This window comes from Clostridium sp. CTA-17 (assembly GCF_054767895.1).
This window is the reverse complement of record NZ_BAAABF010000001.1, coordinates 476,621-501,393: the sequence shown is the minus strand read 5'-3', so window position 1 is coordinate 501,393 and position 24,773 is coordinate 476,621. Positions and strand designations below refer to the sequence as shown.

22 protein-coding genes, 1 pseudogene and 1 CRISPR repeat array are annotated in these 24,773 nt (G+C 26.1%); of the genes and pseudogenes, 8 read left to right on the top strand and 15 right to left on the bottom strand.

Going from position 1 to position 24,773, the window contains the following annotated elements; genetic code table 11:
- Nucleotides 1-46: 46 nt before the first annotated feature.
- On the bottom strand, nucleotides 47-739 hold the full coding sequence (gene cas6 / locus ACYUCG_RS02155; RefSeq protein WP_460267997.1) for a CRISPR-associated endoribonuclease Cas6: 693 nt from the start codon (nucleotides 737-739) through the stop codon (nucleotides 47-49).
- A gap of 541 nt (nucleotides 740-1,280) precedes the next feature.
- A CRISPR array of direct repeats spans nucleotides 1,281-3,932; the repeat unit is 30 nt; unit sequence ATTTAAATACATACCATGTTAAAGTTCAAT.
- A gap of 288 nt (nucleotides 3,933-4,220) precedes the next feature.
- Complete coding sequence (locus tag ACYUCG_RS02150) at nucleotides 4,221-4,706, bottom strand: hypothetical protein (protein ID WP_460267996.1); 486 nt, start codon at nucleotides 4,704-4,706, stop codon at nucleotides 4,221-4,223.
- A gap of 162 nt (nucleotides 4,707-4,868) precedes the next feature.
- On the opposite strand from ACYUCG_RS02150, the gene ACYUCG_RS02145 reads away from it, so the two are divergent.
- Nucleotides 4,869-5,186, top strand: a complete 318-nt coding sequence (locus ACYUCG_RS02145; RefSeq protein ID WP_460267995.1) for a hypothetical protein — start codon at nucleotides 4,869-4,871, stop codon at nucleotides 5,184-5,186.
- A gap of 172 nt (nucleotides 5,187-5,358) precedes the next feature.
- On the opposite strand, the gene ACYUCG_RS02140 is transcribed toward ACYUCG_RS02145, so the two are convergent.
- From ACYUCG_RS02140 to ACYUCG_RS02120, 5 genes and pseudogenes are all read right to left on the bottom strand, one after another.
- On the bottom strand, nucleotides 5,359-6,048 hold the full coding sequence (locus tag ACYUCG_RS02140; RefSeq protein ID WP_460267994.1) for a hypothetical protein: 690 nt from the start codon (nucleotides 6,046-6,048) through the stop codon (nucleotides 5,359-5,361).
- Nucleotides 6,049-6,408, bottom strand: a complete 360-nt coding sequence (locus ACYUCG_RS02135; RefSeq protein ID WP_460267993.1) for a hypothetical protein — start codon at nucleotides 6,406-6,408, stop codon at nucleotides 6,049-6,051.
- A gap of 123 nt (nucleotides 6,409-6,531) precedes the next feature.
- Nucleotides 6,532-7,626, bottom strand: coding sequence for an IS200/IS605 family element RNA-guided endonuclease TnpB (gene tnpB / locus ACYUCG_RS02130; protein ID WP_460267992.1), 1,095 nt, complete (start codon nucleotides 7,624-7,626; stop codon nucleotides 6,532-6,534).
- A 9-nt stretch (nucleotides 7,627-7,635) separates the two neighbouring features.
- Nucleotides 7,636-8,035, bottom strand: a pseudogene (tnpA, locus tag ACYUCG_RS02125) (IS200/IS605 family transposase).
- A gap of 37 nt (nucleotides 8,036-8,072) precedes the next feature.
- The gene (locus ACYUCG_RS02120; RefSeq protein WP_460267991.1) at nucleotides 8,073-8,525 is read right to left on the bottom strand and encodes a YkvA family protein; all 453 of its coding nucleotides are present in this window, start codon (nucleotides 8,523-8,525) and stop codon (nucleotides 8,073-8,075) included.
- 616 nt (nucleotides 8,526-9,141) lie between these two features.
- Here ACYUCG_RS02120 and ACYUCG_RS02115 point away from each other — a divergent pair.
- From ACYUCG_RS02115 to ACYUCG_RS02100, 4 genes are all read left to right on the top strand, one after another.
- Nucleotides 9,142-9,909 (top strand): class I SAM-dependent methyltransferase, encoded by a 768-nt coding sequence (locus ACYUCG_RS02115; protein ID WP_460267990.1) that lies wholly within the window; start codon nucleotides 9,142-9,144, stop codon nucleotides 9,907-9,909.
- 289 nt (nucleotides 9,910-10,198) lie between these two features.
- Nucleotides 10,199-10,594, top strand: coding sequence for a (deoxy)nucleoside triphosphate pyrophosphohydrolase (locus tag ACYUCG_RS02110; RefSeq protein WP_142420525.1), 396 nt, complete (start codon nucleotides 10,199-10,201; stop codon nucleotides 10,592-10,594).
- Nucleotides 10,595-10,983: 389 nt separating this feature from the next.
- Nucleotides 10,984-11,457 (top strand): MarR family transcriptional regulator, encoded by a 474-nt coding sequence (locus tag ACYUCG_RS02105; RefSeq protein WP_460267989.1) that lies wholly within the window; start codon nucleotides 10,984-10,986, stop codon nucleotides 11,455-11,457.
- Nucleotides 11,458-11,713: 256 nt separating this feature from the next.
- Nucleotides 11,714-12,949 carry an MFS transporter gene (locus ACYUCG_RS02100; RefSeq protein ID WP_460267988.1) on the top strand — a complete coding sequence of 412 codons (1,236 nt, stop codon included), beginning with the start codon at nucleotides 11,714-11,716 and terminating at the stop codon, nucleotides 12,947-12,949.
- Nucleotides 12,950-13,012: 63 nt separating this feature from the next.
- On the opposite strand, the gene ACYUCG_RS02095 is transcribed toward ACYUCG_RS02100, so the two are convergent.
- Nucleotides 13,013-13,852 carry a hypothetical protein gene (locus ACYUCG_RS02095; protein ID WP_460267987.1) on the bottom strand — a complete coding sequence of 280 codons (840 nt, stop codon included), beginning with the start codon at nucleotides 13,850-13,852 and terminating at the stop codon, nucleotides 13,013-13,015.
- A gap of 154 nt (nucleotides 13,853-14,006) precedes the next feature.
- Entirely contained in the window at nucleotides 14,007-14,825 is an 819-nt protein-coding gene (locus tag ACYUCG_RS02090) for a hypothetical protein (protein ID WP_240297966.1), read from the bottom strand.
- A 515-nt stretch (nucleotides 14,826-15,340) separates the two neighbouring features.
- Between ACYUCG_RS02090 and ACYUCG_RS02085 the strand changes: the two genes are divergently transcribed.
- Nucleotides 15,341-15,652: a DUF3784 domain-containing protein gene (locus ACYUCG_RS02085; protein WP_003480742.1), complete on the top strand. Its 312-nt coding sequence runs from the start codon at nucleotides 15,341-15,343 to the stop codon at nucleotides 15,650-15,652.
- Nucleotides 15,653-16,125: 473 nt separating this feature from the next.
- Here ACYUCG_RS02085 and ACYUCG_RS02080 read toward each other — a convergent pair whose 3' ends face one another.
- The 4 genes from ACYUCG_RS02080 to ACYUCG_RS02065 all read right to left on the bottom strand — a co-directional run bounded on the left by ACYUCG_RS02080 (nucleotide 16,126) and on the right by ACYUCG_RS02065 (nucleotide 20,187).
- Complete coding sequence (locus ACYUCG_RS02080; RefSeq protein ID WP_460267986.1) at nucleotides 16,126-17,442, bottom strand: GNAT family N-acetyltransferase; 1,317 nt, start codon at nucleotides 17,440-17,442, stop codon at nucleotides 16,126-16,128.
- 335 nt (nucleotides 17,443-17,777) lie between these two features.
- Entirely contained in the window at nucleotides 17,778-18,008 is a 231-nt protein-coding gene (locus ACYUCG_RS02075; protein WP_208337375.1) for a DUF4318 domain-containing protein, read from the bottom strand.
- 440 nt (nucleotides 18,009-18,448) lie between these two features.
- Nucleotides 18,449-18,679, bottom strand: a complete 231-nt coding sequence (locus tag ACYUCG_RS02070) for a DUF4318 domain-containing protein (protein WP_003475677.1) — start codon at nucleotides 18,677-18,679, stop codon at nucleotides 18,449-18,451.
- Nucleotides 18,680-19,359: 680 nt separating this feature from the next.
- Nucleotides 19,360-20,187: a hypothetical protein gene (locus ACYUCG_RS02065; RefSeq protein WP_460267985.1), complete on the bottom strand. Its 828-nt coding sequence runs from the start codon at nucleotides 20,185-20,187 to the stop codon at nucleotides 19,360-19,362.
- 383 nt (nucleotides 20,188-20,570) lie between these two features.
- Between ACYUCG_RS02065 and ACYUCG_RS02060 the strand changes: the two genes are divergently transcribed.
- Nucleotides 20,571-21,080, top strand: coding sequence for a helix-turn-helix domain-containing protein (locus ACYUCG_RS02060; RefSeq protein ID WP_460267984.1), 510 nt, complete (start codon nucleotides 20,571-20,573; stop codon nucleotides 21,078-21,080).
- A 116-nt stretch (nucleotides 21,081-21,196) separates the two neighbouring features.
- Complete coding sequence (locus ACYUCG_RS02055; RefSeq protein ID WP_139933114.1) at nucleotides 21,197-21,640, top strand: ImmA/IrrE family metallo-endopeptidase; 444 nt, start codon at nucleotides 21,197-21,199, stop codon at nucleotides 21,638-21,640.
- Nucleotides 21,641-21,926: 286 nt separating this feature from the next.
- On the opposite strand, the gene ACYUCG_RS02050 is transcribed toward ACYUCG_RS02055, so the two are convergent.
- Together ACYUCG_RS02050 and ACYUCG_RS02045 are read right to left on the bottom strand one after the other, a co-directional pair.
- Nucleotides 21,927-23,402, bottom strand: coding sequence for a protein kinase domain-containing protein (locus ACYUCG_RS02050; protein ID WP_460267983.1), 1,476 nt, complete (start codon nucleotides 23,400-23,402; stop codon nucleotides 21,927-21,929).
- A 161-nt stretch (nucleotides 23,403-23,563) separates the two neighbouring features.
- The gene (locus ACYUCG_RS02045) at nucleotides 23,564-24,763 is read right to left on the bottom strand and encodes a restriction endonuclease subunit S (RefSeq protein WP_139933112.1); all 1,200 of its coding nucleotides are present in this window, start codon (nucleotides 24,761-24,763) and stop codon (nucleotides 23,564-23,566) included.
- Nucleotides 24,764-24,773 lie beyond the last annotated feature (10 nt).

Sequence of the window (24,773 nt, the reverse complement as noted above, 5' to 3'; positions counted from 1 at the left end):
ATTTTTGACTTTTATAGTTATTTTTAACATTAATAATTAAAAAAATTTATAGCCATCTGTAATTTAAAAATCCACATCCTCTGGCGTTGCATTCCCCAGCTCCTACACCTATGCACATATAGGAAATTTTCTGAGATAATTCATCATCACTTATATTTAAAGTTAACTTGTCACCAAGGATCTTAATATTTTTATACTTTATAGCTATAGGTTTTTTATTGTTAAATTCTAATGAATTAAATAGAGGAAAATCTTCTTTTATATTCTCTCCAGTAAATTCATTGTACTTTTTAATCATATTAATTTTTAATCTATTAGCATATTCATCAATACTCATATGATTTTTCCAGTACCCGAAATCATTCTTAATAAGAATTGGAGTTATTGAATACACTTTTTCAATATGATGTCTATTTATTTCTTTGACTTCAACCTTTATCCCCTTTATTGAACTTGTGTAACTTTTGTGAAGCTCATTTAAAAGGTAATTTGCTAACTTAACATCTATAGTTCTTATTTGAAAAGTATATATCTTGTCCTCTTTATAAATTCTATTTTCTTCTACAGGATAAAAGGAATTAAAACTATACATCTTATAACAGTTTTTATTATGTAGCTCTAAAAACTCTTGATTTCTAGCTAAAGTTGTATCTATAAAACTACAAATTTTATTTAAAGTCTCTTCCTGCTTTATACTTTTTAAAAGATATACCTTTACATTTAGTTGAAAAACTTTCATTACGCTCACCTCCTATAAATCTAATGTATTTTTATTAAAATTGATTTTAAATAATTAATTGAAAAATCAAATAATTTAGTTTATCTTTTGTTTAGTACATCTAATGTTATGGTTAAAATATTTTATGCATTAAAGACATTCTTTAAATACTCTACGAGTTATTAAAAACTTTATTATATAAATTAAATACATTTGATGTTTTAATTATACCAATAAAAGTTATTTTTACAAAATTTATCTTTTAATCATTTTAATATTTTAAAGTATCTTTTCTTTTTATTTTATAAAAATATTACTTATTATAGATATAATTCTAACTTTTAACTAGTAAATTTTAAAAATTAAATAATTATTTTATAAATTTATATATTTTTATAACATTAATTACTTAATAAAATGTTAATTAATAATAAAAGTATTTTAAGTAGCTTAGAAATAGTAATAGAAATATACCTATTTCAACAATTTAATATTTAAAGTCCTTATATAAAAATACATATATCAATTTTATTCATAAAATATATATTTTACGAAGTTATTTATTTAAATACATATACTGTTAAGGTTCAATTAATGAAGTACACTGTATTTATTCCTACCTAAAAAGATTTAAATACATACCATGTTAAAGTTCAATAAAAATATTAATATAATTGCAAATTTTCCAATTCAATTTAAATACATACCATGTTAAAGTTCAATTCTATCGTCAGATAAATCGGCTATCCCGTTATCAAGATTTAAATACATACCATGTTAAAGTTCAATCTTAACACCATTAACCTGCTTATCTAAATTAGCAACATTTAAATATATACCATGTTAAAGTTCAATTTGTACTTGTGCATATTGACGAACCATTTCTTTTAAATTTAAATACATACCATGTTAAAGTTCAATTAGTTTTTATGTTTCTTCTGATTTTTATTTAAGTGAATTTAAATACATACCATGTTAAAGTTCAATGGTTGAAAGAGGATAGAAAGCCTAAGGAATATATATTTAAATACATACCATGTTAAAGTTCAATAAAAATAGCAATTTATATTAGAAAATCTATAAAAGGATTTAAATACATACCATGTTAAAGTTCAATAAGAAACCCTTTTGACATAGAAACAAGAATTAGAAATTTAAATACATACCATGTTAAAGTTCAATCATAAATATTTTAAGAAAGAAAACCTAAAATTATAAATTTAAATACATACCATGTTAAAGTTCAATTATGACTAAAGAAACTGATTTATTGCAAGAAGAGAAATTTAAATACATACCATGTTAAAGTTCAATGCAGAATTAACTTCTAAAACTGCTTTAGCTAAGTTATTTAAATACATACCATGTTAAAGTTCAATCAGACAATTAGAAGTTTATGAAGATAGCTCTTGTGCATTTAAATACATACCATGTTAAAGTTCAATTTGCCTTAGCTTCTGTTTGCATAGCTCTTAAATCATATTTAAATACATACCATGTTAAAGTTCAATAAGTTCTTTTCCTATTATTTTTCTTATATTCTTTATTTAAATACATACCATGTTAAAGTTCAATCATGGTTTATCATAAGTTTTCAAAAGCATTTTCCAAATTTAAATACATACCATGTTAAAGTTCAATATATTATTTTTTTGGAGGTATACAAATGATAACAGCATTTAAATACATACCATGTTAAAGTTCAATCGAATTTCTAAAGGTGTAGATTCTCAAGTAGTCGGATTTAAATACATACCATGTTAAAGTTCAATGAAGGAATGTTTTTATAATAATATGGGGGTTTATCTATTTAAATACATACCATGTTAAAGTTCAATTAAAGATAAAGCTTATAAGTTTAAAGATTTAAAACAATTTAAATACATACCATGTTAAAGTTCAATAGAAGTAAATGAGGTGTTGGAAAACGCTGAACTTACATTTAAATACATACCATGTTAAAGTTCAATGACAATATCCTAGAATGGAAATTTTATCTTTCTAAATTTAAATACATACCATGTTAAAGTTCAATTTTATTTACTCCAAAAATTATTGATTTAAATAATTGATTTAAATACATACCATGTTAAAGTTCAATTCTTTTCGAGCAAATTCTCTTGGATTAAAAAAAGTTATTTAAATACATACCATGTTAAAGTTCAATGTATGATACTAAACCTCAAGTTAATAAAAAAGTTATATTTAAATACATACCATGTTAAAGTTCAATGGAAAAGTCTTAAAATCCCTACTATTAAATTCATTTATTTAAATACATACCATGTTAAAGTTCAATTACTTTGGTAGGAGAAGGTTCTATAAAGGTTCTCGAATTTAAATACATACCATGTTAAAGTTCAATTTGAAGCAAGATTAATTATTCCAATAGGACTTTGATTTAAATACATACCATGTTAAAGTTCAATAATATCATTTTATTACCATAAAGAATATATTAACGAATTTAAATACATACCATGTTAAAGTTCAATTAGTCAAGGTTCTGCGTTTTATATAAGTAAGTATAATTTAAATACATACCATGTTAAAGTTCAATTATATTCCATTTCGTCTGTTAGTGTATTCATGTAAATTTAAATACATACCATGTTAAAGTTCAATCATTTTCTATCACCTCTATGTTTAGTATAACATGTATTTAAATACATACCATGTTAAAGTTCAATCATCATCATTTCCCGACGTTGATTTTATATTTTTATTTAAATACATACCATGTTAAAGTTCAATGTAATATATTTACTCTTAAAGCTAACTGATATTACAATTTAAATACATACCATGTTAAAGTTCAATGTATATTTCAGCATTTTATAAAAAAGTTTATGAAAATATTTAAATACATACCATGTTAAAGTTCAATAGTTCTTTAGTTTGTAAATCAATAAGTTTTAATTGAATTTAAATACATACCATGTTAAAGTTCAATGATAAACCAGTTGATAAACCTATTGGTGGTATTGGATTTAAATACATACCATGTTAAAGTTCAATTTCTGGAAGTAAATCTATATTTCCTATTGGGCAGGGATTTAAATACATACCATGTTAAAGTTCAATTGCTTATTCTTCTTATGTTGATGCTACTAAAAAAAATTTAAATACATACCATGTTAAAGTTCAATTCTATCAAAAAGGCATTAACTTATTCAGCTTTAAAATTTAAATACATACCATGTTAAAGTTCAATGCTTGTAAAATAGCCATTTCTTTGTTTTTATATTTATCTTTAAGCTAGTTATTTCAATACCTCTCTTATTATTTTACCAGTGTCTTACTTAAATTTAAACCACCAATATAAAATTAGCTTATACTCTAGTTATTTCAAGGTCTGAAAGATAATTTTATATAATTTTAGGTTGGTAAAGTTTTATTTATTTCCATTATTTTTAAAACTATCTTATTTCCAAATTATTGAGTAAAAATGGACAGATAGCATGTCCATTTTTACTTTTAAATTCTTATTATAAAACTTAAATTACTTATCTTGATTATTTTTTTGAGGTTTAGATTTAAGTACCTTATAACTTAATAAGCTTAGTGTTACCATATATGTTGGAAGTATTAAGTATGACAAACTCTCTATGTTATAGCCTACTAAAAGATTTATTACACTTTGAAATGGCAATGTTGTATATAAAGCAAGCCAAAACATTGTTGGAAATATATCTGCATTAGGTACACTTGCTATTGAAACAAAACATTCTAAGTTTAAGAGTATAAATAAAAGTAAAAACATAATTATTCCTAAAAAAATTAATACGGATTTAAATTTTACCCTAAATAATTTTATTAACACTAAAAATAATAATGTAAATATAATTAAAACCCATAAATAATTTTTCAATTCATTATAAAACTCATTTTCTACAATCACTCCAGCAACTATCATAGCAACAATAGTGGTAATAAAGTATATTATTAGTATTTTACAAGATTCTTTTATGCTTATTAATTTATTCATTTAAGCCTCCACACCGCCCATACTTCACTTAATAATTCAATTTCTCAATGCTTTATATTCTTATTATACATAATTAGCAAAACCCTCCTCCTTTCATTTACTATTTGTTTAAATTTTAGTAAAATATACATATAAATTACGGTAATAAAAGGTGGGATATTTATGATAATAATACATAGAGATAACTTACTTGATGTGATGAGATCTTATAAGATAATTATAGATGATACCTATTATGGAAAGATAAAATGTGGGGAAACAAAACAAATAAATTTAGAGAAAGGGAATCACACAATTTATCTAAAAATAGATTGGTGTAGAAGCCCTAAATTGAATTTTTCTATTTCAGATAATGAAACCATATTTTTTGATTGTGGTAATTATATGAATGGTTGGAAACAACTTTTATTCCCACTTTATATAACTTTCCTTAAGAATAAATATTTATTTTTAAAGGAAACTAATAAAAAAATCTCCTAGTGTGAAGTTAATTTATAAACTTAAAAAATGATACCATGTTGGTATCATTTTTATTATCTTTATACATTAATACTTTTAGCACTCTTATAAACTTATATTTAATTATTAACTTTAAATCTATTTTAGCTTTAATAAGTTTACTATTTATAGGTGTATTTCTAGATTATTTACCTTAATCTACATCTAAAATTTTGGAGAAATACTTCTTACTTCTTTTTGCTGTAATGGTTATTTTGAAGGGGCTTTTGTCGTATCCTTCTACAATGATGTTTCCTGATTTATCTCTGTAAGCTACTTGTATATTTTTAAAATAGAAAATGTAGTAGCCAAGTATAATTCCATCCTTAAAGGAGCCTGTTGCTCTATTTAGAGCTTCATTTCCAAGGCCTACAGTGTTTTCACTAAGGTCAAAGAATTTTCTTCCTTTGCTAGTGGATTCTGTTACAATTACTCCTGATAAATTGGTTATAAAGGCCCAAAGGAAAATTATTAAAAGTATGATAGATAGGAGTATATTGTTGGTTTGTCCACTCTCTCCAAGGGTTTTGGATATATCTATGATTCCAAGAGAATCTAAAAATAGGCTTGTATATGTAACTATTGAAAATAAAATTCCTAAAAGCACCATTGAGATATCCTTAAATTTTGGAAAATCCACATCTTCTAGTTTCCTTAGTTTTCTTAAAAGGTCTAAGGAATATTTTACTCTATTTAAAAGGGCAATATTTAAAGCTCCTATTAAAATTAAATTCAAGAAAAATATTATACTAATTCTATGCATTAAGATGCTGATTACTAAAATAATGCCTATGATTATTAGATTTGCTACAATATATGAATTTAGCTTCTTTGAACTATGCATTTAAGCACTCTCCTTTACATAATCAACTATTTCCTTAGCCAGATCATCATTTAAACCATTGCTACAATTTAGACCAACGCTGTGTTTTTTCTTGGTCATTGTAATGTGGTAAACATCCTTATTTTTTGTTTTATTAATGCTAAAATCATCTAAATCCTCAAAGCCTATTTCACTTAAGGTTTCAATGTGTTCACCTTTTTCAAAATCATTTAACTTTGCTTTTAAGTAAATCTTTCTATTTTCTATTTCAAAAATAACCTTGCCAGCAGGTATCCCACAGACAGGTAAAGTGTAATATGTAAAGGGAGCAATGTTTGTATAAAAAAATTGCTTTACTAACTCCTTGTTGTCTAAATACACTATAAACGTGAACTACTCTCCACTTAGCTAAAGCTTGAAGTGGGAGCTTCTTGGTCAATATAACTAATGTTACAAGTTTACCCAAGCTCAAAAGGTAGCACCGACCTCGCTATAATCAATAGCTTATGCTATCAAATTTTCTAAGTTTATACTTGCATTTAAGTCTCTATCGTGTTCTGTTCCACAGTTCGGACAAGTCCATTTTCTAAGACCTAGATTTTTTACATCACTATTTTTATATCTACAGCAAGAACATAGTTGAGAACTAGCGTAATTACTAGGAGCAACAATAATATTTCTTCCATACCATTTAGCCTTATACTCTAACATTACTCTAAATTCATACCAACTAGCCTCTGATATTACTTTTGCTAATTTATGATTTTTCATCATATTACTTACTTTCAAATCTTCTATTGCTATTGATTGGTTTTCTCTAATTAGCTTTGTAGATAATTTGTGTAAGAAATCTTTTCTTTGATCTGCTATTTTTTGATGTAATTTAGCTACTTTTAACCTAATTTTATTTCTATTAGAACTCCCCTTTTGTTTCCTTGATAAATCTTTTTGTAATTTCCTTAATCTTTTTTCTGATTTTCTAAGATGTTTAGGATTAGGTACTCTATATCCATCTGAACATATTGCAAAATCTTTAAGTCCTACGTCTACACCTATTTTTTTATCAACTTTAGGTAATTTTATATTTTCAGTATCAACTAATACAGAAACAAAGTATTGTCTCATTGGATTTTTAGAAACAGTAACACTTTTAATTTCACCTTTGAATAATCTATGTTGTTTTATTTTTACCATAGATTTTAATTTAGGTAATTTTATATATCCATTTTCAATATATATAGTACCTTTTTGATTATTAGTTTTATAACTTATTCTATTAGTTTTCTTTTTGAATTTTGGGAAACCAATAGATTTATCTCTAAAGAAATTTTTATAAGCAGTATCTAAATTTAATTGAGCGTTTGCTAAGGCAAGCGAATCTACTTCTTTTAACCATTCATATTCTTTTTTGAATTTAGCTGGTGTTAAGTATAATTTAGCCATTTCTTTAGGTGTTAATATGTCTTTATTAGCTTCATAAACTTCAATTCTATTAGCTAACATTTGATTGTATATAAACCTACTACAACCACAAGCTTTAGCAATATATATTTGTTGTTCTATATTGGGATATATTCTGTATTTATAAGCCTTTAACATAATCTCACTTCATTTCATTCCTTGATTTTCAATATACTTCCTTACTACTTCAATAGGTACTCCACCAGTAGTTAATAAACAATAACTTCTACTCCAAAAATACTCTTTCCATAGTTGTTTTCTTATAATTGGATATTCCTTTTTTTATAAGCCTACTACTTGCTGATTTATAAGCATTTATAAATTTAGATATTTCTGTATTTGGAGGAGCTCTAAACAGTAAGTGAACATGATCATTATCATGATTCCATTCTTCTAAAGTTATATTATACTTAGGTGAAATATTCTCAAGTATCTCCCTTAATCTATTTGAAATATTGTCATTAATTACTTTCTTACGATATTTTATAACCAATACTAAGTGATAAGATAACTTGAATACTGAATGATTATTTGTATCTAAATTCATGTGTATTCCTCATTTCTACAACCGTATTAGTGATTTTCTAGCCTCTACTTATTTTTTCATTGATGTCTTCTAGAGAATCTTCCTCATATTCTCCAAACCAGTCTTTTAGTTTCTTTTTGGCTTGTTCTTTTACTTCTTCATCAATGTAAAAAGCTACTGCTCCAAGGGCAGGTATTAGAAGTCCTAAGTCGTCTGTGTATCCCACAATTGGTGCAATATCTGGAATGAAATCTATAGGAAAGATAAAGTATCCTAAGGCACCTATGATTATGCTTTTAGCCCACTTAGGGGTTGTATCCTTTTTTAAAGTGTAATATAGCAATAGACATGTGTAACCTACCTTGATACCAGCCTTTTTAGCAAATTTTCTTAATTTCTCAAAAAAGTCCTTATCAGAAAAGAATTTTGCGTATTTTTCTAAATTTATTTTACGCTTTTTACCCTTTATCTCAACTTCTTCAATTATTAGTTCATTGTTCTCTTCACTCATACAAAACCCCTCCTTTGCAATATATAATACTCCTAATGTTATGTTTATTTCAATATATAATAGATAATATTTTCTTAGCTACTATTTCTTATATTTTTTCAAGAAACTTAGTAAATATAAGATTAAAATTTACGTATTGGTCAACTGATATTTCTTATATTTTTGCAAGAATCCTAGCAAATAGAAGGCTAAATTTAAAATGCTATTTCTTCTTAAAGCAAAGCTATTTTACAATATAATATTGAAATCTAAAATTATAATCCTTGTTTATTTATCCTAACTTTATTCTTCTATATAATATATTTCTAGTTCTTATAATATAATTCTACTTCTTCTACCTAGACTCCTGTAACTCTCTTTAAAACCTATTCCTTTATATAATATAATTCCCAAGTTAAATAAATCTTATTAAACTTACTTTAGTTAGCAAGTTTCTAAATTTACACTACTTTCTTTATCTTTGATTTTGAAATAGCATAACATAATAGTCCAAATAGAGTTCCACCAATTGTCCAAGCAATTACTTGTTTTAATCCCACATTAAAATAGTTTTGTAATATAATAAAAATTGTATAAAAAATATTATGGTATAAATTTAATTTTTAAGAGGTGTATTATGGACAAGCGTTTTACCTTTAATGAGGATGCTATGAATTATGAGAAATGGAGGCCTACCTATTGTGAGGAATTATTTCATGATATTATGGAATATTCAAAATTAGATAGGCATAAAAAGGCTTTGGAAATTGGAATTGGTACTGGAAAAGCTACTCTTCCCTTTCTTAAAACTGGATGTGACTTAAGAGCTATTGAACTTGGAGAAAATCTTGCAGAGTTTTCTAAAAATAAGTTTAAAGCCTATAAAAACTTTAATATATTAAATGTTCCCTTTGAGGATTTTAAATGTGATGAAAATACCTTTGACCTTATCTATTCTGCAACTGCCTTCCATTGGATTGATGAAAATATAGGATACCCAAAGGCATTTAAACTCCTAAAGCCTGGTGGAACCTTAGCATTATTTTGGAATAAACCCTTTATAGGTCGTAAGGATGACTTATTGCACCAAAAAATTCAAAGTATATATGAAAGATATAAGCCCTCAAAGGCTAAACCTATAGAAAATGATGAAGAGCATTATAAAGAACTTTTAGAAAAGTTAAAGAAATATGGATTTAAAGATGTTGAACTTAAACTATATCACAAAACTAGAGCCTTTAATGCCTGTGATTATATATCCCTATTAAATACCTATTCAGATCATATAACCATGAACTTAGCCATAAAAGCAAGATTTGAAGAAGAAATTAAGGAAGCTATTTTAGAACATAATAATTTGCTAAAAGTATATGACACCATAGAGCTATATTTAGCTAGAAAATAAGTTCTAGGTTTATCTTTTTAAAATTTACTGAATAAAAAAAGTTGATTTTAGTATAAATTAAAATCAACTTTAATTTATATTAATCTCTAAGACAGATTAATATAGCTAAAACTTTTAAGTTTAAATGCAGTTACAAAAAACATATTACTACTACAAATGATAATGGTGTCATAGATAATCTAACATTACATTTCTTATCTAAATATAACCAGTAATTATTTATAAGTTAATCTAAAGTTTGATCTCAATTGTAATTATGATAAAATAATCTTCGAGGTGAGAAAAAATCATGAAAAAAACAGTAAAAGTAGTTGGTGCTATAATTGAAAATGAAAAGAAAGAAATTCTTTGTGCCTTAAGATCAAAGGATATGACTCTTCCTAAGCAATGGGAATTCCCAGGTGGAAAGATTGAGGAAGGGGAAACTGTAGGACAAGCAATAGTTAGGGAAATTAAAGAAGAATTAGATTGTGATATAGAATACATATCTACATTTAATGATAATACTCATGAATATGAGAAGGTTATAGTTAACTTAATAACATTAAAATGTAAACTTGTTAATGGGACTCCAAAGGCTAGTGAACATGCGAAACTTATATGGCTTCCAGTAGATTACCTTGAAACTCTTTCATGGGCTCCTGCTGATGTTCCAGCTGTAAAGCAATTAGTAAGTGAAAAGTAAAAAAACAGGAGAAATCTCCTGTTTTTTTATATCTATAATATGGACTCATCTATTATTCCTCCAAAATAACTAAACTGCTCGTCTAATTTTAAGTTTCTATTTAGTCTTTCATTAATTCTTATATATTTTAAAACATTATGATTGAAATCATACCATTTTTCTTCATTTAATATGTATTTCTTTTCGCTATCTATTGCTATTTTTGCAAACTTATTATGAAAATCCTTAAATAAAAGGAAAGTTAAATGTATATTAGGATATTTAAGAAATTCTCTTGAAATTCCTTAAGTGTTTCATCCAATTCCTGAGTTTACCCCTTGATATTGTTGAAAGAGAAACAAAAGTTTAATATAATGTTCTTAATGAATCAAGGGATGGGAGGACAGACCATGAACAAAGAGGAACAGGTTATAAGTGGTTTTAGGGACTTGTTTAACAAGCTAGCTTGGCTTAATAAGTCTAAGATGGAAAAGTGTCTTAAGGGGTATAAGCCTTCTGAAATACATTTTATTGAATATATTGCTAAGAATGTAGATTGTAATGTAACAAAACTTGCAGAGTCCTTTTATATGACTAGGGGTGCTATAAGCAAGTTAAGTAAGAAACTTATGGAAAAGGGCCTTATTGAAAGTTACCAAAAGCAAGACAACAAAAAGGAAATCTATTTTAAACTTACTGAAAAAGGAAAGGCAATTAATAAGATTCATGATGATCTCCATAAAGAGTTTCAAGAACGTGATAAAGCTGTCTTTGAGCAAATAACTGAGGAACAATTTGATTGTATGATTGACTTTGCAAAAAAATATAGTGATCATTTAGATGAAGAAATAAAGAAGATTGGGTTAAATATTAAGTCAGAATAAATTAAAATGGTTCATATCTAGCGTCTAATTCTGTGATAACATGGGTAAATATTAAGTCAGAATAATTTAAAATGAGTTTTACCTAAAGCAAATAAAAAAAATATTAAAATAAATTTAAATAATAAAAATACAAGCAGTCCAACTTTATTAAGAAGGAACTGCTTTTTTTGTTTTTGAAATTTTGTTGACAAAGAAACAAAATTAATTTATTATTGTTGACAAGGAAACAATATTAACTTTTGAAAGGAGATTTTAAATGACTAAATTTAAATCATATAATAAAGAAAAGAATGGAGAAACAGTGGATAAGAAGGCTTTCCTCTTTGGTCTTATATCTGTATTCCTTTGTGGAATGGGCTTTAGTATTATATCCCCTGTTGTTCCATTTTTAGTTGAGCCTTATGTAAGTAGTGCTAGCGAACAAGCTTTCTTCGTTACTCTACTAACCTCAGTTTATGCAATTTGTGTATTTTTTGTAGCTCCTGGACTTGGGGCTTTAAGTGATAGATATGGACGTCGCCCCATACTTTTAATATGCCTTTTAGGTTCCTCAATTGGGTACTTAATCTTTGGTATAGGTGGCTCTATATGGGTACTATTTCTTGGACGTATAATAGATGGTGTAACAGGTGGGAGCATAAGCACAATTTTTGCATATTTTGCAGATATAACCTCTAAGGAAGAGAGGACTAAATATTTTGGATGGATAAGTGCAATTGCAGGTATAGGTGCTGCCATTGGACCTACTCTAGGTGGAGTGCTTGCCAAATTTGGCTATGCTGTTCCAATGTATTTTGGAGCAATAATAACCTTATTAAACTTTATTTATGGAATCTTATATATGCCTGAAAGTCTTCATGAAAATAATAGACTTAAGAAAATTACCCTTGTAAGACTTAATCCATTTACACAGCTTATGAGTGTACTTTCTATGAAAAACTTAAAAAGACTACTTATTTCAGCCTTCTTAATTTGGATACCTAATGGATCTTTACAATCAATTTTCTCACTATTTACAATGGATACCTTCAATTGGACCCCTACATTAATAGGACTTATGTTTTCAATTATGGGTATTCAAGATATTATTTCACAAGGTTTAATAATGCCAAAGCTTTTAATGAAACTTAGTGATGTAAAGATAGCAATTCTTGGAATAGTCTCTGAAATTATAGGATATGCTCTTATTGCAGCATCAGCTATTTTTACATTCTATCCTTTTTTCATAGTTGGCATGTTTATATTTGGTTTTGGAGATTCAATTTTTGGCCCTTCATTTAATGGAATGCTATCTAAGTCTGCTGATTCTAGTGAACAAGGAAGGATTCAAGGAGGTAGCCAAGCTCTTCAATCTCTAGCAAGAATAATTGGCCCTATTTTAGGAGGACAAATCTATGTATCTCTTGGTCATTCCTCCCCTGCTTTTATGGGTGTGATTCTAATAATATTGACAATACCAATTTTATATAAATCTACAAGTAGAAATGTTTAACTTATATAAATTAAGAACAAAGGAAAGCCAATTGAAGTTCCTTTGCTCTTATTTTATTATTAATTACCTTCCTAACTTTGAAAAGCTAATATATTCTTTCAACATTAAATCCATTTCCATACAAAGCATTTCTGTAAGTGAATATTTTTTTAGAAGAAATCTAACAAATTTACATCCTATAAAATATCCTACATCTGTATGACCTTTGTAACTATTCCAATCTCCAAAGAAATCTTGTACACTTTCAGAATTAGTAATTCTTAATAAGTATTCTCTCTTTAGTTCAATTAAATTTTTTTCACACCAATCTATCCATCCATTTTGATTTTGATGATAATAATTTTCATCTCCACATAGTAATTGCTCAAATAACATAGCTACTCCTTCGCTATAAAGTTGAAAAAGTGCTTTTTCACTAATATTTTTTTGTTTTCCAAAACATCCCCCCTTAGTTTTATGCCAAATATGACCTATTTCATGAGCTATCAAAGCAAACATATCCTCTTTGTCACACCAATTAAGTTCAATAATCTTTTCAATTCCAAGTAGAACAACATTCTTATTATGAAGTGATGTTGCCCAGCCAGCTCCATTACATAGACCTAAGTATAGAATAATGTCTAAATCCAAATCTTCTTCAAATAATTCCTTGAATTTATATTTAATATTATCTGAAACTGCTATAAATGATTCATGGACTTGCTTTAATTTTTCCCTACTTTTTAGAGCTGTTTCAATTACAGGCAATATATCTTTTCTGTAATTATAATCTTTAATATCCCTTTGAACTTTATTAGATAATTCCTTTGAAATCACATTTGAATAATTTTCCCAAAGTGCTATATTAAATTCCTTTGATGAAAAACAAGATAAAATTTCATCATATGTATCTATAAAATTCATTAAACCAACCCCTACCATAAAATTTCTGCTTATCTATAAGTGTTATAATATCACAAGCCCAAATTTTATTCCATAAATTCCCACAATATTAAAATACAGATAATAAAAAGTTCTAAACCAAATAAATGATCTAGAACTTTTTTGATTCATTATGTTATTTTTTATGATAATTTACCTTTATAACCAATAAAACTATTGCAGTAGGTACTATATTTATTAATAAAGTTAAATTAGTATTAAAAGGAGAATTAGTTATTAAATTATATATATATGGCAAAATTGCTAATAAAAAATATAAACTAATTATGACTATAATATCCTTGAATTTACTTTCTATTTTTGGATAATATTTAGAGATAAAAAATGTAGATACTGAAGCTATAAACATAACTCCAAAAGCTCCTATATCACCTACTGAGGATTTAATATCGATTCCCCTTATAAATGCTAATACTATACCTGATAAAGAAAATAACACCATGCAAACTATTGCAGAAACAAATTCATTTTTGTTATCTTCAATAAATTTTATATTTCTCTTTTTAGATGGCTTTGCTAATAGATATGAAAATAGTAACGTTTGAATAAGAATTTCTGGTGCTCCTTTTAAATGAAACTCTAATGGTAACTTGGTATACACTATACCTTCTATTGAAAATGGAGCAGGTGCTGGTGTGTTTATTATTCCTATTATACTTAATATAGCCCACAATTTTAACCATCCATATTTTTTCCCCATAAAAGTATCTTTAAATAGTAGTAACACTACTCCAAATAAAATCCCACGAATAACCTGTACTAAAGGTCCTAATAAGGTACTTGAACCTCCAACATCTTTCATGAATCCATCTACCCCATTCATAGCAAATAATCTATCATAACTAAATATGGTAGAAAAAATTATTCCACATAAAATATAGGTTAAAATATGTATTCCTGTTGTTTTTAATATAAATCTTAGATTATTATTCATATATCCCCCTCATAATTACTATTTTTATGAATTTAATACAGTTGTCCAAAACTTTATATTCTTATTATATATACAATTTATGGATTATAATGCCAATAATTATGTAAATAAAATTAAATTTATATAAATATAGGGTGTCTGCTTTTCAAATCTTTTACCATAGTATAAATATGAGGTATATTACTATAAACTATTAAAATTTTAACTATGCAAGTTTAATTCTCTTAACTCTTTACTCTATAAAGCATGGAAGAAAGGTGCAATGGCTTTTACTCCCTCTAAGAACTCTTGTGGGGTTATTTTCTGGTGTAACAATTTAATTTTTTACTATTCTTACTTAAAAAGTATATAAACTTAATAAAAAATATTAACATTCTAGCTTCAAAATGTTACCATAAAAGTATAGTAAATTATATTAAGCCATTGGTTTTTTAGAAGACTTTCTCTTTATGCTGTCATATGCAGAAGATTTTCAAAGGTTATATTAAACTTTTGGTTTTTAGGAAGGTGATTTTATGTTTGAGTTTATTATTATAGGTGCTGTAGGAATACTTTTCTCTATTTTTGGGTATTTGATAATGGTTAAGAAAAAAACAAGCTTAATACATGATTATCATCTAAGAGGAGTAAAGGACATTAAAAACTATTGCAGCTTTATGGGAGGATGTTTATTCCTTTTAGGCGTAGTATTTATAGTCTTTTCTATTTTAGGATTTACTGAAATTTTAACTTTTGCACAAATGCAACTTAGTATATTTATTGTTTGTATTGCAGATGTTGTAGCACTTTTTGTTATACAAGAAAAATTTGCAGGGCATATACTTTAGGAAGTATAAAATTACTTTCTTTAAAGTTATTGAAATTCTCACATTGTTATATGAGATAATAACCCCTTATTATAAAGATATGGAAAATCAAAAATAAAAATATTCATAAAAGATATAATAAATCTTCTTATGCTTGTGTAAGATAAAAGAACCTTATAATTTTAACCTAAATGATAAAGTTCTTTACTAAATGAATATATTAAAAAACAAATAAGCCTTATCATTTGCAAGTAAATGATAAGGTTTATTCTTATTTTCTATTAAGATTATTTTATGATTATATGCAATTCTCTTTGCTCTATCTAATAACTCTTGTGAAGTTATTTTAGAAACTTGTAAAAAAGTTATATTTCCTATAAGAACTCCTATGAGGCTATTTTTTGATATAATAAACTATTTATTAGCTCTTTTCATAATAAGCTTAGTGAAATGGTTATTCACTATTTAAATGTTTATTAGCTCTTCCTAATTTATTACACACAATCTAAATTGTCTATGTATAATGAAAGTGGTAGCCAGCTATTTAAAAAACTTGGAATATCTTTATCAAAATTAAAGTAGGATTTTATTGGTGAAAATAAAAACTCCATTGCTTCTAACTCATTTAGTTCAATATTAAATTCCTCTTCACTGCTATTTAAAGCTTTCTTGTCTTTATAGATTTCTTTCCTACTTCTCTTTAAAGCTTCATTGTGTTCATAGGTTTCTTCTCCACTACTATGGAAATATTCCTTTGCTTTATAGGTTTCATTTTCACTATTGTTGAAAATTCCTTTAGCTTTATAAGTTTTCTCTTCAACTTTCTTTACTTCCACATTGTTTTTATGGACTTTAATATTTAAAACTCCATAGTTTATTATTTTTATGTTATATTCTCCATCTTCTAGATTTGAATAAGTGGCTTTTAGTTTTAGCATTATTCTCACTATCTTTTCATAGTTAAATATTCTAAAATTATTATTTTTAGTAATTGAGTAATTTTCACATATCTTTAAAAGCTGTGATATTTTCTCTCTTTCATAGATTGGAACTCTTACATTTACTTCCCTATGATTAAAAGTTTTTATGTATGAAGCTATGACAAAGTTTAAATCATTGTTATCCTCTATAACTATTTCTTCAATAAACCCATTGTTTGAGGAAATATATCCAATAAATTCGCCATTTTTAAATACAGAGTAAATTCTGCAATTCCATGATTTTAATATATCTAAGAATTCTTCTTTTTTTCTTTCTATCTTTACATTTTTCTTAGAATGGAGCCTATATGCCTTTTCTACTATATTAGGATCATTTTCATCTAATAAATGAATGCTTATTCCCTTATTAATTAATTCATTACGCTTATAGTTTATATTTACATGTAGAATATTAAAGTTTATATGTTGTCCACAAGGCTCATATCCAAAGTGTTCATACCTCTGTCTATACCCATTAAGAACACTCATATCCACATTCTCATTTTTCATCTCATAAATAGCTTTATTCATAAGTTCCTTCATATAGCCTTGTCCCTTTGAATAGGGATGAGCTGATACACTTCCAATTCCTACAACATTTACTTTTTCATCTAATAGGCTTAAGGTTAGTGGAAAAGCCCCTACTACGCCCTTTATCCTGTTATCTACTTTTATTATATGATGGTACTTAATTTTATCCTTATTCTTATATACCTTAGGCAATAAGGATGGAAAATCCGTTTTTCCACCTGAATGACTAAATACATAATTTATAAAGTCAACTAACTCCTCATAGTCCTTTTCATCTGCTTTTAAATACTCTTTCCCCATAATTCCCTCTCCCTTATTATAAAAAATCTAAGTACTTCTCTTAATCCTATGTTTAATTATAAAAATAGTCTATACCATGGTTATTATAAAAATCAATAATCTTATGAGTTAAGTTATAAAAAAATAGATAGACCTCAAAATGTGATCTACCTATTTTTCTTTTATTTTTAAATTTATAATGTGCTAAAACTATGAAGATAAATTTTGGCAACTTTTTAATATAACTTTTATTTAGAATTTTTTAATATTCCTCTTTATTTTAATATGCTCCATGCAAAACTCTGTTTATAGATAATTTTTTTAATATGCATTTTTTATCTTAAGATAAATTAATATTAGTCTATTTCTCTACAGCTTAAAACCCAACAATTTATTAATCTAACTCTCTGATATTTCTTTTGGATTTCATATTTGGTTCCATCAATCATGGCAATTACAGGTGAAGTTCTTTTAATAAAGTCAAAGGCCAAGCCATCTTTTCCACAATATTTTGCAACTTCTAAACAAATATCCTCATCTGTTTTAGGTTCCACATCCAAATCAATTAAAAAGCCTTTTTTAAACATAAATTCTAATCCCCCTTAATAAAGTTAATTTTTAAGTTTATTATATTGAATAAATTAATTTTAAAATTAACTATTTTACACCATTTAAAAGTAGATAGTACATGTGCTATTTTAAATTAGCTATTTTATTGTAAATGCAATTTCAAATTAGCTGTTTTACACTATTTAAAAGTAGCTATTTTCTATGCTATATAGTTATTATAAGTAGTTCACTACTCTTTTCATGAAGCATTTATGAATTCTGTTATATCTACTATATAATTATTATCCATATTTTTCAATATATTTAGAATTTTAAATAAAGTTAATGCTTTAATTTATTCTTTTGCCACTTAAAAAGGTAGAATCATTTTAAAACCCACTACACTTTAAACTTTAAGTTAATAATTTACAACTTAAAACAGTAGAATCATTTTCAAAAATCCATCACGCTTTATGCCTTAATTTACTGCCTTACAGCTTAAAATCCAACGATTAAGGAACCTTCCATTTTCATATTTCTTTGTTATTTCATACTTATTATCCTTAATCTTAGCAATTACAGGTGAAGTTTTTTTAATAAAATCAAAAGGTAAATTATTCTTCCCACAATACCTTTCAACTTCTAAACAAATATCCTCATCAGTTTTTGGCATATCATCTAAATCAATAAAAAAACACTTTCTAGCCATAGTCTCTACTCCCTAAAAATTTATTTTTCTCTTTTTTCCTAAAAAGATTTTTCTTATAAAAAAATTTACTTCATTTATTCAAATATATATAAATACCCATAGATTTTATTCCTGCATAGCCTATAATTTTCTGTAAAAGTATTTTTACTTAAATGTATTTTTTAACTTTAAAATATATTTGCTTGAAGAGATTTTTACTTGAAAGCATTTTTTCACTTGAAATACTTTTTTTCACCTTAGATTTTTGGGATTTAGACTGTTTTTTACTTGGTAATATTTTTACCTAGGTTAGATTTTCGCTTCAATGCATTATCACTTAATAAAACTTTTAGTTGGCTTTTACTTGGATTGGTTTCTTCTAAAAAGTCATATGCTCTCTAGCTTCTATCTTTGGCTAGGTTCCCTTTTAAGGAGCTTTTTCACTATATCTTTTTGACTTTAGTATGTTTATACCTTAGAATATACTTTTCCTTTAAGATATGCTCACTTAATAACCCCTTTGACTTAAGGAGATTTTACTTTATAGGAAGAGGTACCTTAGAGATACTTTTTGATTTATAGATTTTTCTTAGATGGATGTTTTTTCACTTTATATTAAAAAGATTTGCAATAAGGTTTTTACTGCAAATCTTTTATGGATGTCAATTTAATTTATCTTTACTTCTTTTATGGATGTAAGTTTAATTTATTCTTACTTCTTCATTGGTTTCCTTGTTTATTAGATATATTTTTACATTGTCCTTATTTACTTCCTTTGGATTATAGAAGATTTTTCCCATGTAGAACTGGTCATACTGGGAGTTTGCATTGTAGCTTGGGTCTATATTACTGTATCTTTTTATTACCTGCTCATAAAATCCAACCCATTTTTCTAAGTCATAAATTGCATTTATATTTTCCCCTTCAACTCTAAGGACATATTTATTTTCTATTTCTTTGCCTTTTTCCTCACTTATATTTCCTACAAATATAGGTATACAGCTTCCAAAGTCAAAGTCTCCTATGCTTAAAACTTCAAAATCAATATCATCTAGTTTAAAAGTCTTTTTAATCTCCTTGTAGTTTTCCTTATCTGGATAAACTACTCCATCAACTTTTATAGTTGTATCTACCCTTTTTTCCTCAAAGAGATTTTTACTACTTCCCTTTTCTCTAGCACTTACTAAAAAATCAAAATTATTAACATATTTATCATAGTCTTTTCTAGCTACAATTATTCCAACATTAACAATTCTCATTTTATTGTTCTCTACCTTTGTTAAAACATTTTGTGATGATATAAAATATGCTATATCTGGAAAGCTTGGACTACCTGTAATGTAGAAATCCTCCTTTTCTATAGGAGAATTATCCTTTGTGGAAATAGTGTAATCAAATAGAATGTAGTGATTTACTACCTTAGGCTTTTTTATTTCTATATTATAATTATCAAATTCTGTATTATAAGGAAATTGTGCCTCCACCACTTTTGGCTCTTCATTAATTTTTATCTCTAACCTCTTTACCAATACTTTAAGCCCTAAAAATATAAGAATTAAATTTAAAATTGTACCGAAAAAAATGATACTTAGAAAAAGTCTTTTTCTTTTTTTCATTCTCTATTCCTTTCAAATATATTGTATTTTCTAATTTAAGATATTTTATTAATTATAGCATAACATACCTTTTTAAACTTTATTCTTATATTACACTTAACACAATTTAAGTATCTTATCTTAATCTTTTTCTCAGTTTAAAATTTTATTTTAGACTCTGTTTTAAACAATGGTTTATATATGATAATTTTACAAAAATAAATAACAATAGAAACTTTTTAGGTCTTAATATATCTTTATAAATCAATACTAGTTTAAAAAATCAAAACTTTAAAACAAAAGAGGGAATTTAACTTATGTTTATTGTTTATAGGCTACAAAAATTGCGAAAGAAGAGAAAATTAACTCAAAAGGCTTTAGCTGAAATGGCAGGTATATCTCGTTCTTATCTCTCAGATATAGAACATAACAGGTATAATCCTAGCTTTGATACTATTGAGGCATTATCCACATCTCTAAAGCTTGATTTAAAATCATTTTTTGATGATACTCTCTTAGAAGAAGATTATTATTTAAAACCTCTAAGTGAGGAGCTTTCTGAAAATGAGATTGTTAAAAAGCAAATAATTAATAATGATTTGAACAATCCTTATGCAACTGGCTCCCTTTCAAAAAAGGAAATATTAAATATTAAAGCAGATTTAGAAAAAACTCTAAATAACTTAAATAATTTTGAAAAGCATATATCCTTTGAGGGGTTTCTCTTAGATGGTGAAACAAGAAAAGCTTTTAAGGAAAGCTTAGAACATTCAATGAAAATGGCAAAACTAATTGCTAAAAACAAATTTTCTTCTAAAGCAAATTAGCCAATTAAAATCAATTAAACCTGCTTAAAACACCAATATCCTTTCATTATAAAATATTTGAAAGGTAGGTGAAGGACTTGCATCAAAACTCATAAATTTAATCAGGAGTTTCATTGGTGCAATCCAAAATATATATGAATATAAAAAATTTAGCAAACCAATTAGTAAAAAAATATGGATTAAGGGATCCATTAGAAATAACATTAGCAAAGAGAATCATACTGTTAGAAGAAGACTTAGGAGAAGTATATGGCTATTCCCATACCTATAAAAGACAAAGCTTCATCCACTTAAACAAGAATTGTTTATTAAAAACAAAAAGGCTTGTATGTGCCCATGAATTAGGATACCTTCTAATTCACCCAAAAGAAGAAATACACCTTGTAACTAATTCCTCATTAGAACCAAAGGATGACTTTGAAAGGTATGCTCGAATCTTTGCAGCACACTTACTTATATCAGATGAGATGGTAAAAGAGTATGAAGGAAAAAGTGCTGAAGATATGGCTAAATCCCTAAATATGCCTTTGAATTTAGTTTTGATTAAACTTAATTCTTAATATTAGAAATATAAAAATGTAAGTAATAACACACTAATAAATGTTATTACTTACTAAAATTATAATATACTTATTTTAAATTTAACATCATTTTTTAACATGTTCCAATTCTTAACTTTAATTAAATCAAATAAACTTAACTCAACTTTTTCTATCTAAACATTAATTTTTTTCCTGTTCCCCATTCTCCGTCTATCATAACTGCATAATCATAGATAGTATCTTTAATATAATTATCTAAAAAATTATCAATCTCTTTACTCATAAATATCTCCTTTTACTGAATTTATACCCTTAAACTTTCTATCTCTTCTAATAACCTAGTTGCATAATATCTATTATTTGCACAAACTTGTAATATTTCCATAGCTATTGATTTCATATTTGAATCATCTGAATTTTTAATTATGTAATATGATATATTAGCAAATATATCATAATTATCCCATCCATTCCATCCTGTAGCTTTTTCAAACTCACTATTAATAGCACTAAGTATTTGTCTCTGTTGCAAAATTTCAAAATTTAATATGACTTGTCCAAAATTATTTAAATTATGTTTTACTATAAAAACTCCAATACTAGAACTCTTAACTAAACTCATTATATAATTATATACTTTAACATTAAACCTACAGTTAATTATATCATCAATTGTACTTTCTCTTTCAGCTTCTTTATCTTTATCATTAATAATACTTTCGATATCTTTTAAAACATCACTAGCATAATCATATCTTATTTTTCTATCTCTAGTAATACAACGATCAACAATAGCTTTAAATGGGTTTTCATCATTATTTTTATAAAATAACCATTCTATTATCTTTCCGATTGAATATATATCACTTTTATGATCTAACTTTGTAAAATCACCCATTGCATAGGGATCTACAAAAATATGATTATTCTTCTCTGTATATGAAGATTTCATACTTCTTTCTATTGATAAATCCTTACTTAAACCAAAATCGCAAATAACAAAATCATTTCCAGTCTTAAGTATGTTACCTAGATGTAAATCTCTATGTATTATTGATTTTTCATAAGCAAATACTATTCCTTTTATAACATCTATAATTATTTTTATTTTTTCATCTAAACTAATACTATTATTGCAGCTTGTTAAATAATCATTTAGACTCATCTCACCCTTTTCCATTGTATAAGAATTACTTGCTTCATCATATTCATATACATTAAGAACCTGCGGACATTCTTCTAATTTTTTCATATTTTCAAACTCATACTTTAACCTCTTAATTAATTTTTCATCTGACTTATATTCATCTTTTAACTCTTTACGTAAAACAACATCATTAATCCTAAAAACATTACAATAAGAGCCCTCACCAACAATATCATCTTGTCTAACTATAATCTTATTATCACTCTCTTTCTCAACTCTTACAAAATCTTTTTTTAATATATCTATAATTCTATTTATAAGCTTTTGATTTTTTTCTTTATTGTTAGTTGAAAGATTTAATATACTTAAAATATTTTCTAATAATCTCAGGCGTTTTTCTGTATTCAAAGTTTCATACTGCTCAATTAATGTATTACATTCTTTAAGTTCTAACTCACCATTTTCCTCAAAAAAATCTTCTATGTCCATATAATCTACAGATAATATAGAACTTTCAAAATGATAATCTAAAATGATTCCAGTATAATTAAATCCAGTCTCAGAAACTTTATATTCCCATAAATACTTATCTAACAAATTAAGAATTCTAGTATAATTTTTATTACTTAACATTCTCCTTAACCCCTTTTTCTTAATAAATTAATCAGTTATAACTCACAATCCCAATATGTACTAATAACCAATATATCAAATATTTACTAATTTATTATACCAAAAATAGAGTTATATATATGTTAATAAGTATATAACCCTATTAATTTATAGTAATATTTCTACACAAACATCTGTTGTAGCAATCCTTTTTTCCATTGTCTTAATTCTTCTAATTTTTGATTTTCTTTTTCTATTATACTATCTATATTTGATAAGAAATTAGCTATTTTTGTTTGCTCCTCAAAACAAGGGTGTTGAACCTCTATTTTTAAGAATTCCTTTTTATTAAGAACCCTATTTCTACCAGCTCCTCCTGGTGAGGCTAGTCCTAATTTATATTTAAGAGAACTTTGTTTAATAACATACTCATAAAACTTATAATAACAGTCAGGATTAAATTTATATGTTGGAAATCTATGAGAAACTAACTTTCCTTCATCTTCTTTTTTAACTATTGAAATTGCATGTTCCCAAGCAAATGTTATATTTACAATTAACTGATTTTCTTTTACCTCATATAATGTATCCATAGCAACTGTTGCTGGATCATCCACTCTACTACTAAATGTTCCTTTAGCATGAGATCTTACGCTTAATTTCTCATATGCTACATTAGGCTTATTTACTGGATACAAATCTTCTTTTATTATTTTTTTTAAAGCTCTCTCTTCCCACTCCGGATAATCTCTCCCATTCTCATCTTTAAATCTTATTTCTTGTTTAAATATTTTCTGCATCATTCCTTTTTTGTAAGAGTTCCAATATTCTACTTTCTTTTCTTGTTTTCCCATTATACTATCTACTCTACTTAAGAAATTTGCTATTTTTTCTTGCTCTTTTAAGGATGGCATAGGTAATTTTAATTCCTTAAATTGTGAATAATGCACTCTCTTTTTTTCTTCTAATGAGCCAGTAGCAATCGTATTGTACAAATACATCATTCTATGAGTTTTTAAATAATTATCCCAAAACTTTTCTAATCCTCTATTCTTAAAAGAAAAAACATTATAATACCCTGATACACTTACAGGAAAATCTCCTTTATAAATAGCTAATGCCCCAAATCTTAAGTTCATTGGATTATAAACAAAATCATTGTTATTTACAATTTTAAAATTGCCTTCTTTTTTGACTAAAAACTCTCTTTCATACCTATCAGATTTTGGAACTACTCCAGATTCTATTGTTAAACTATATAGTGGATATTTGCCTTTATCCTCTGTTTTCTCTATTTTTTCTACAATTAGATCTCCTAAAACTTCTTTTTTCCACTCATCCTCAAAGCCTTTAAATCTTAACTTTGGCACATTTCTATTCATCCTTGTACCT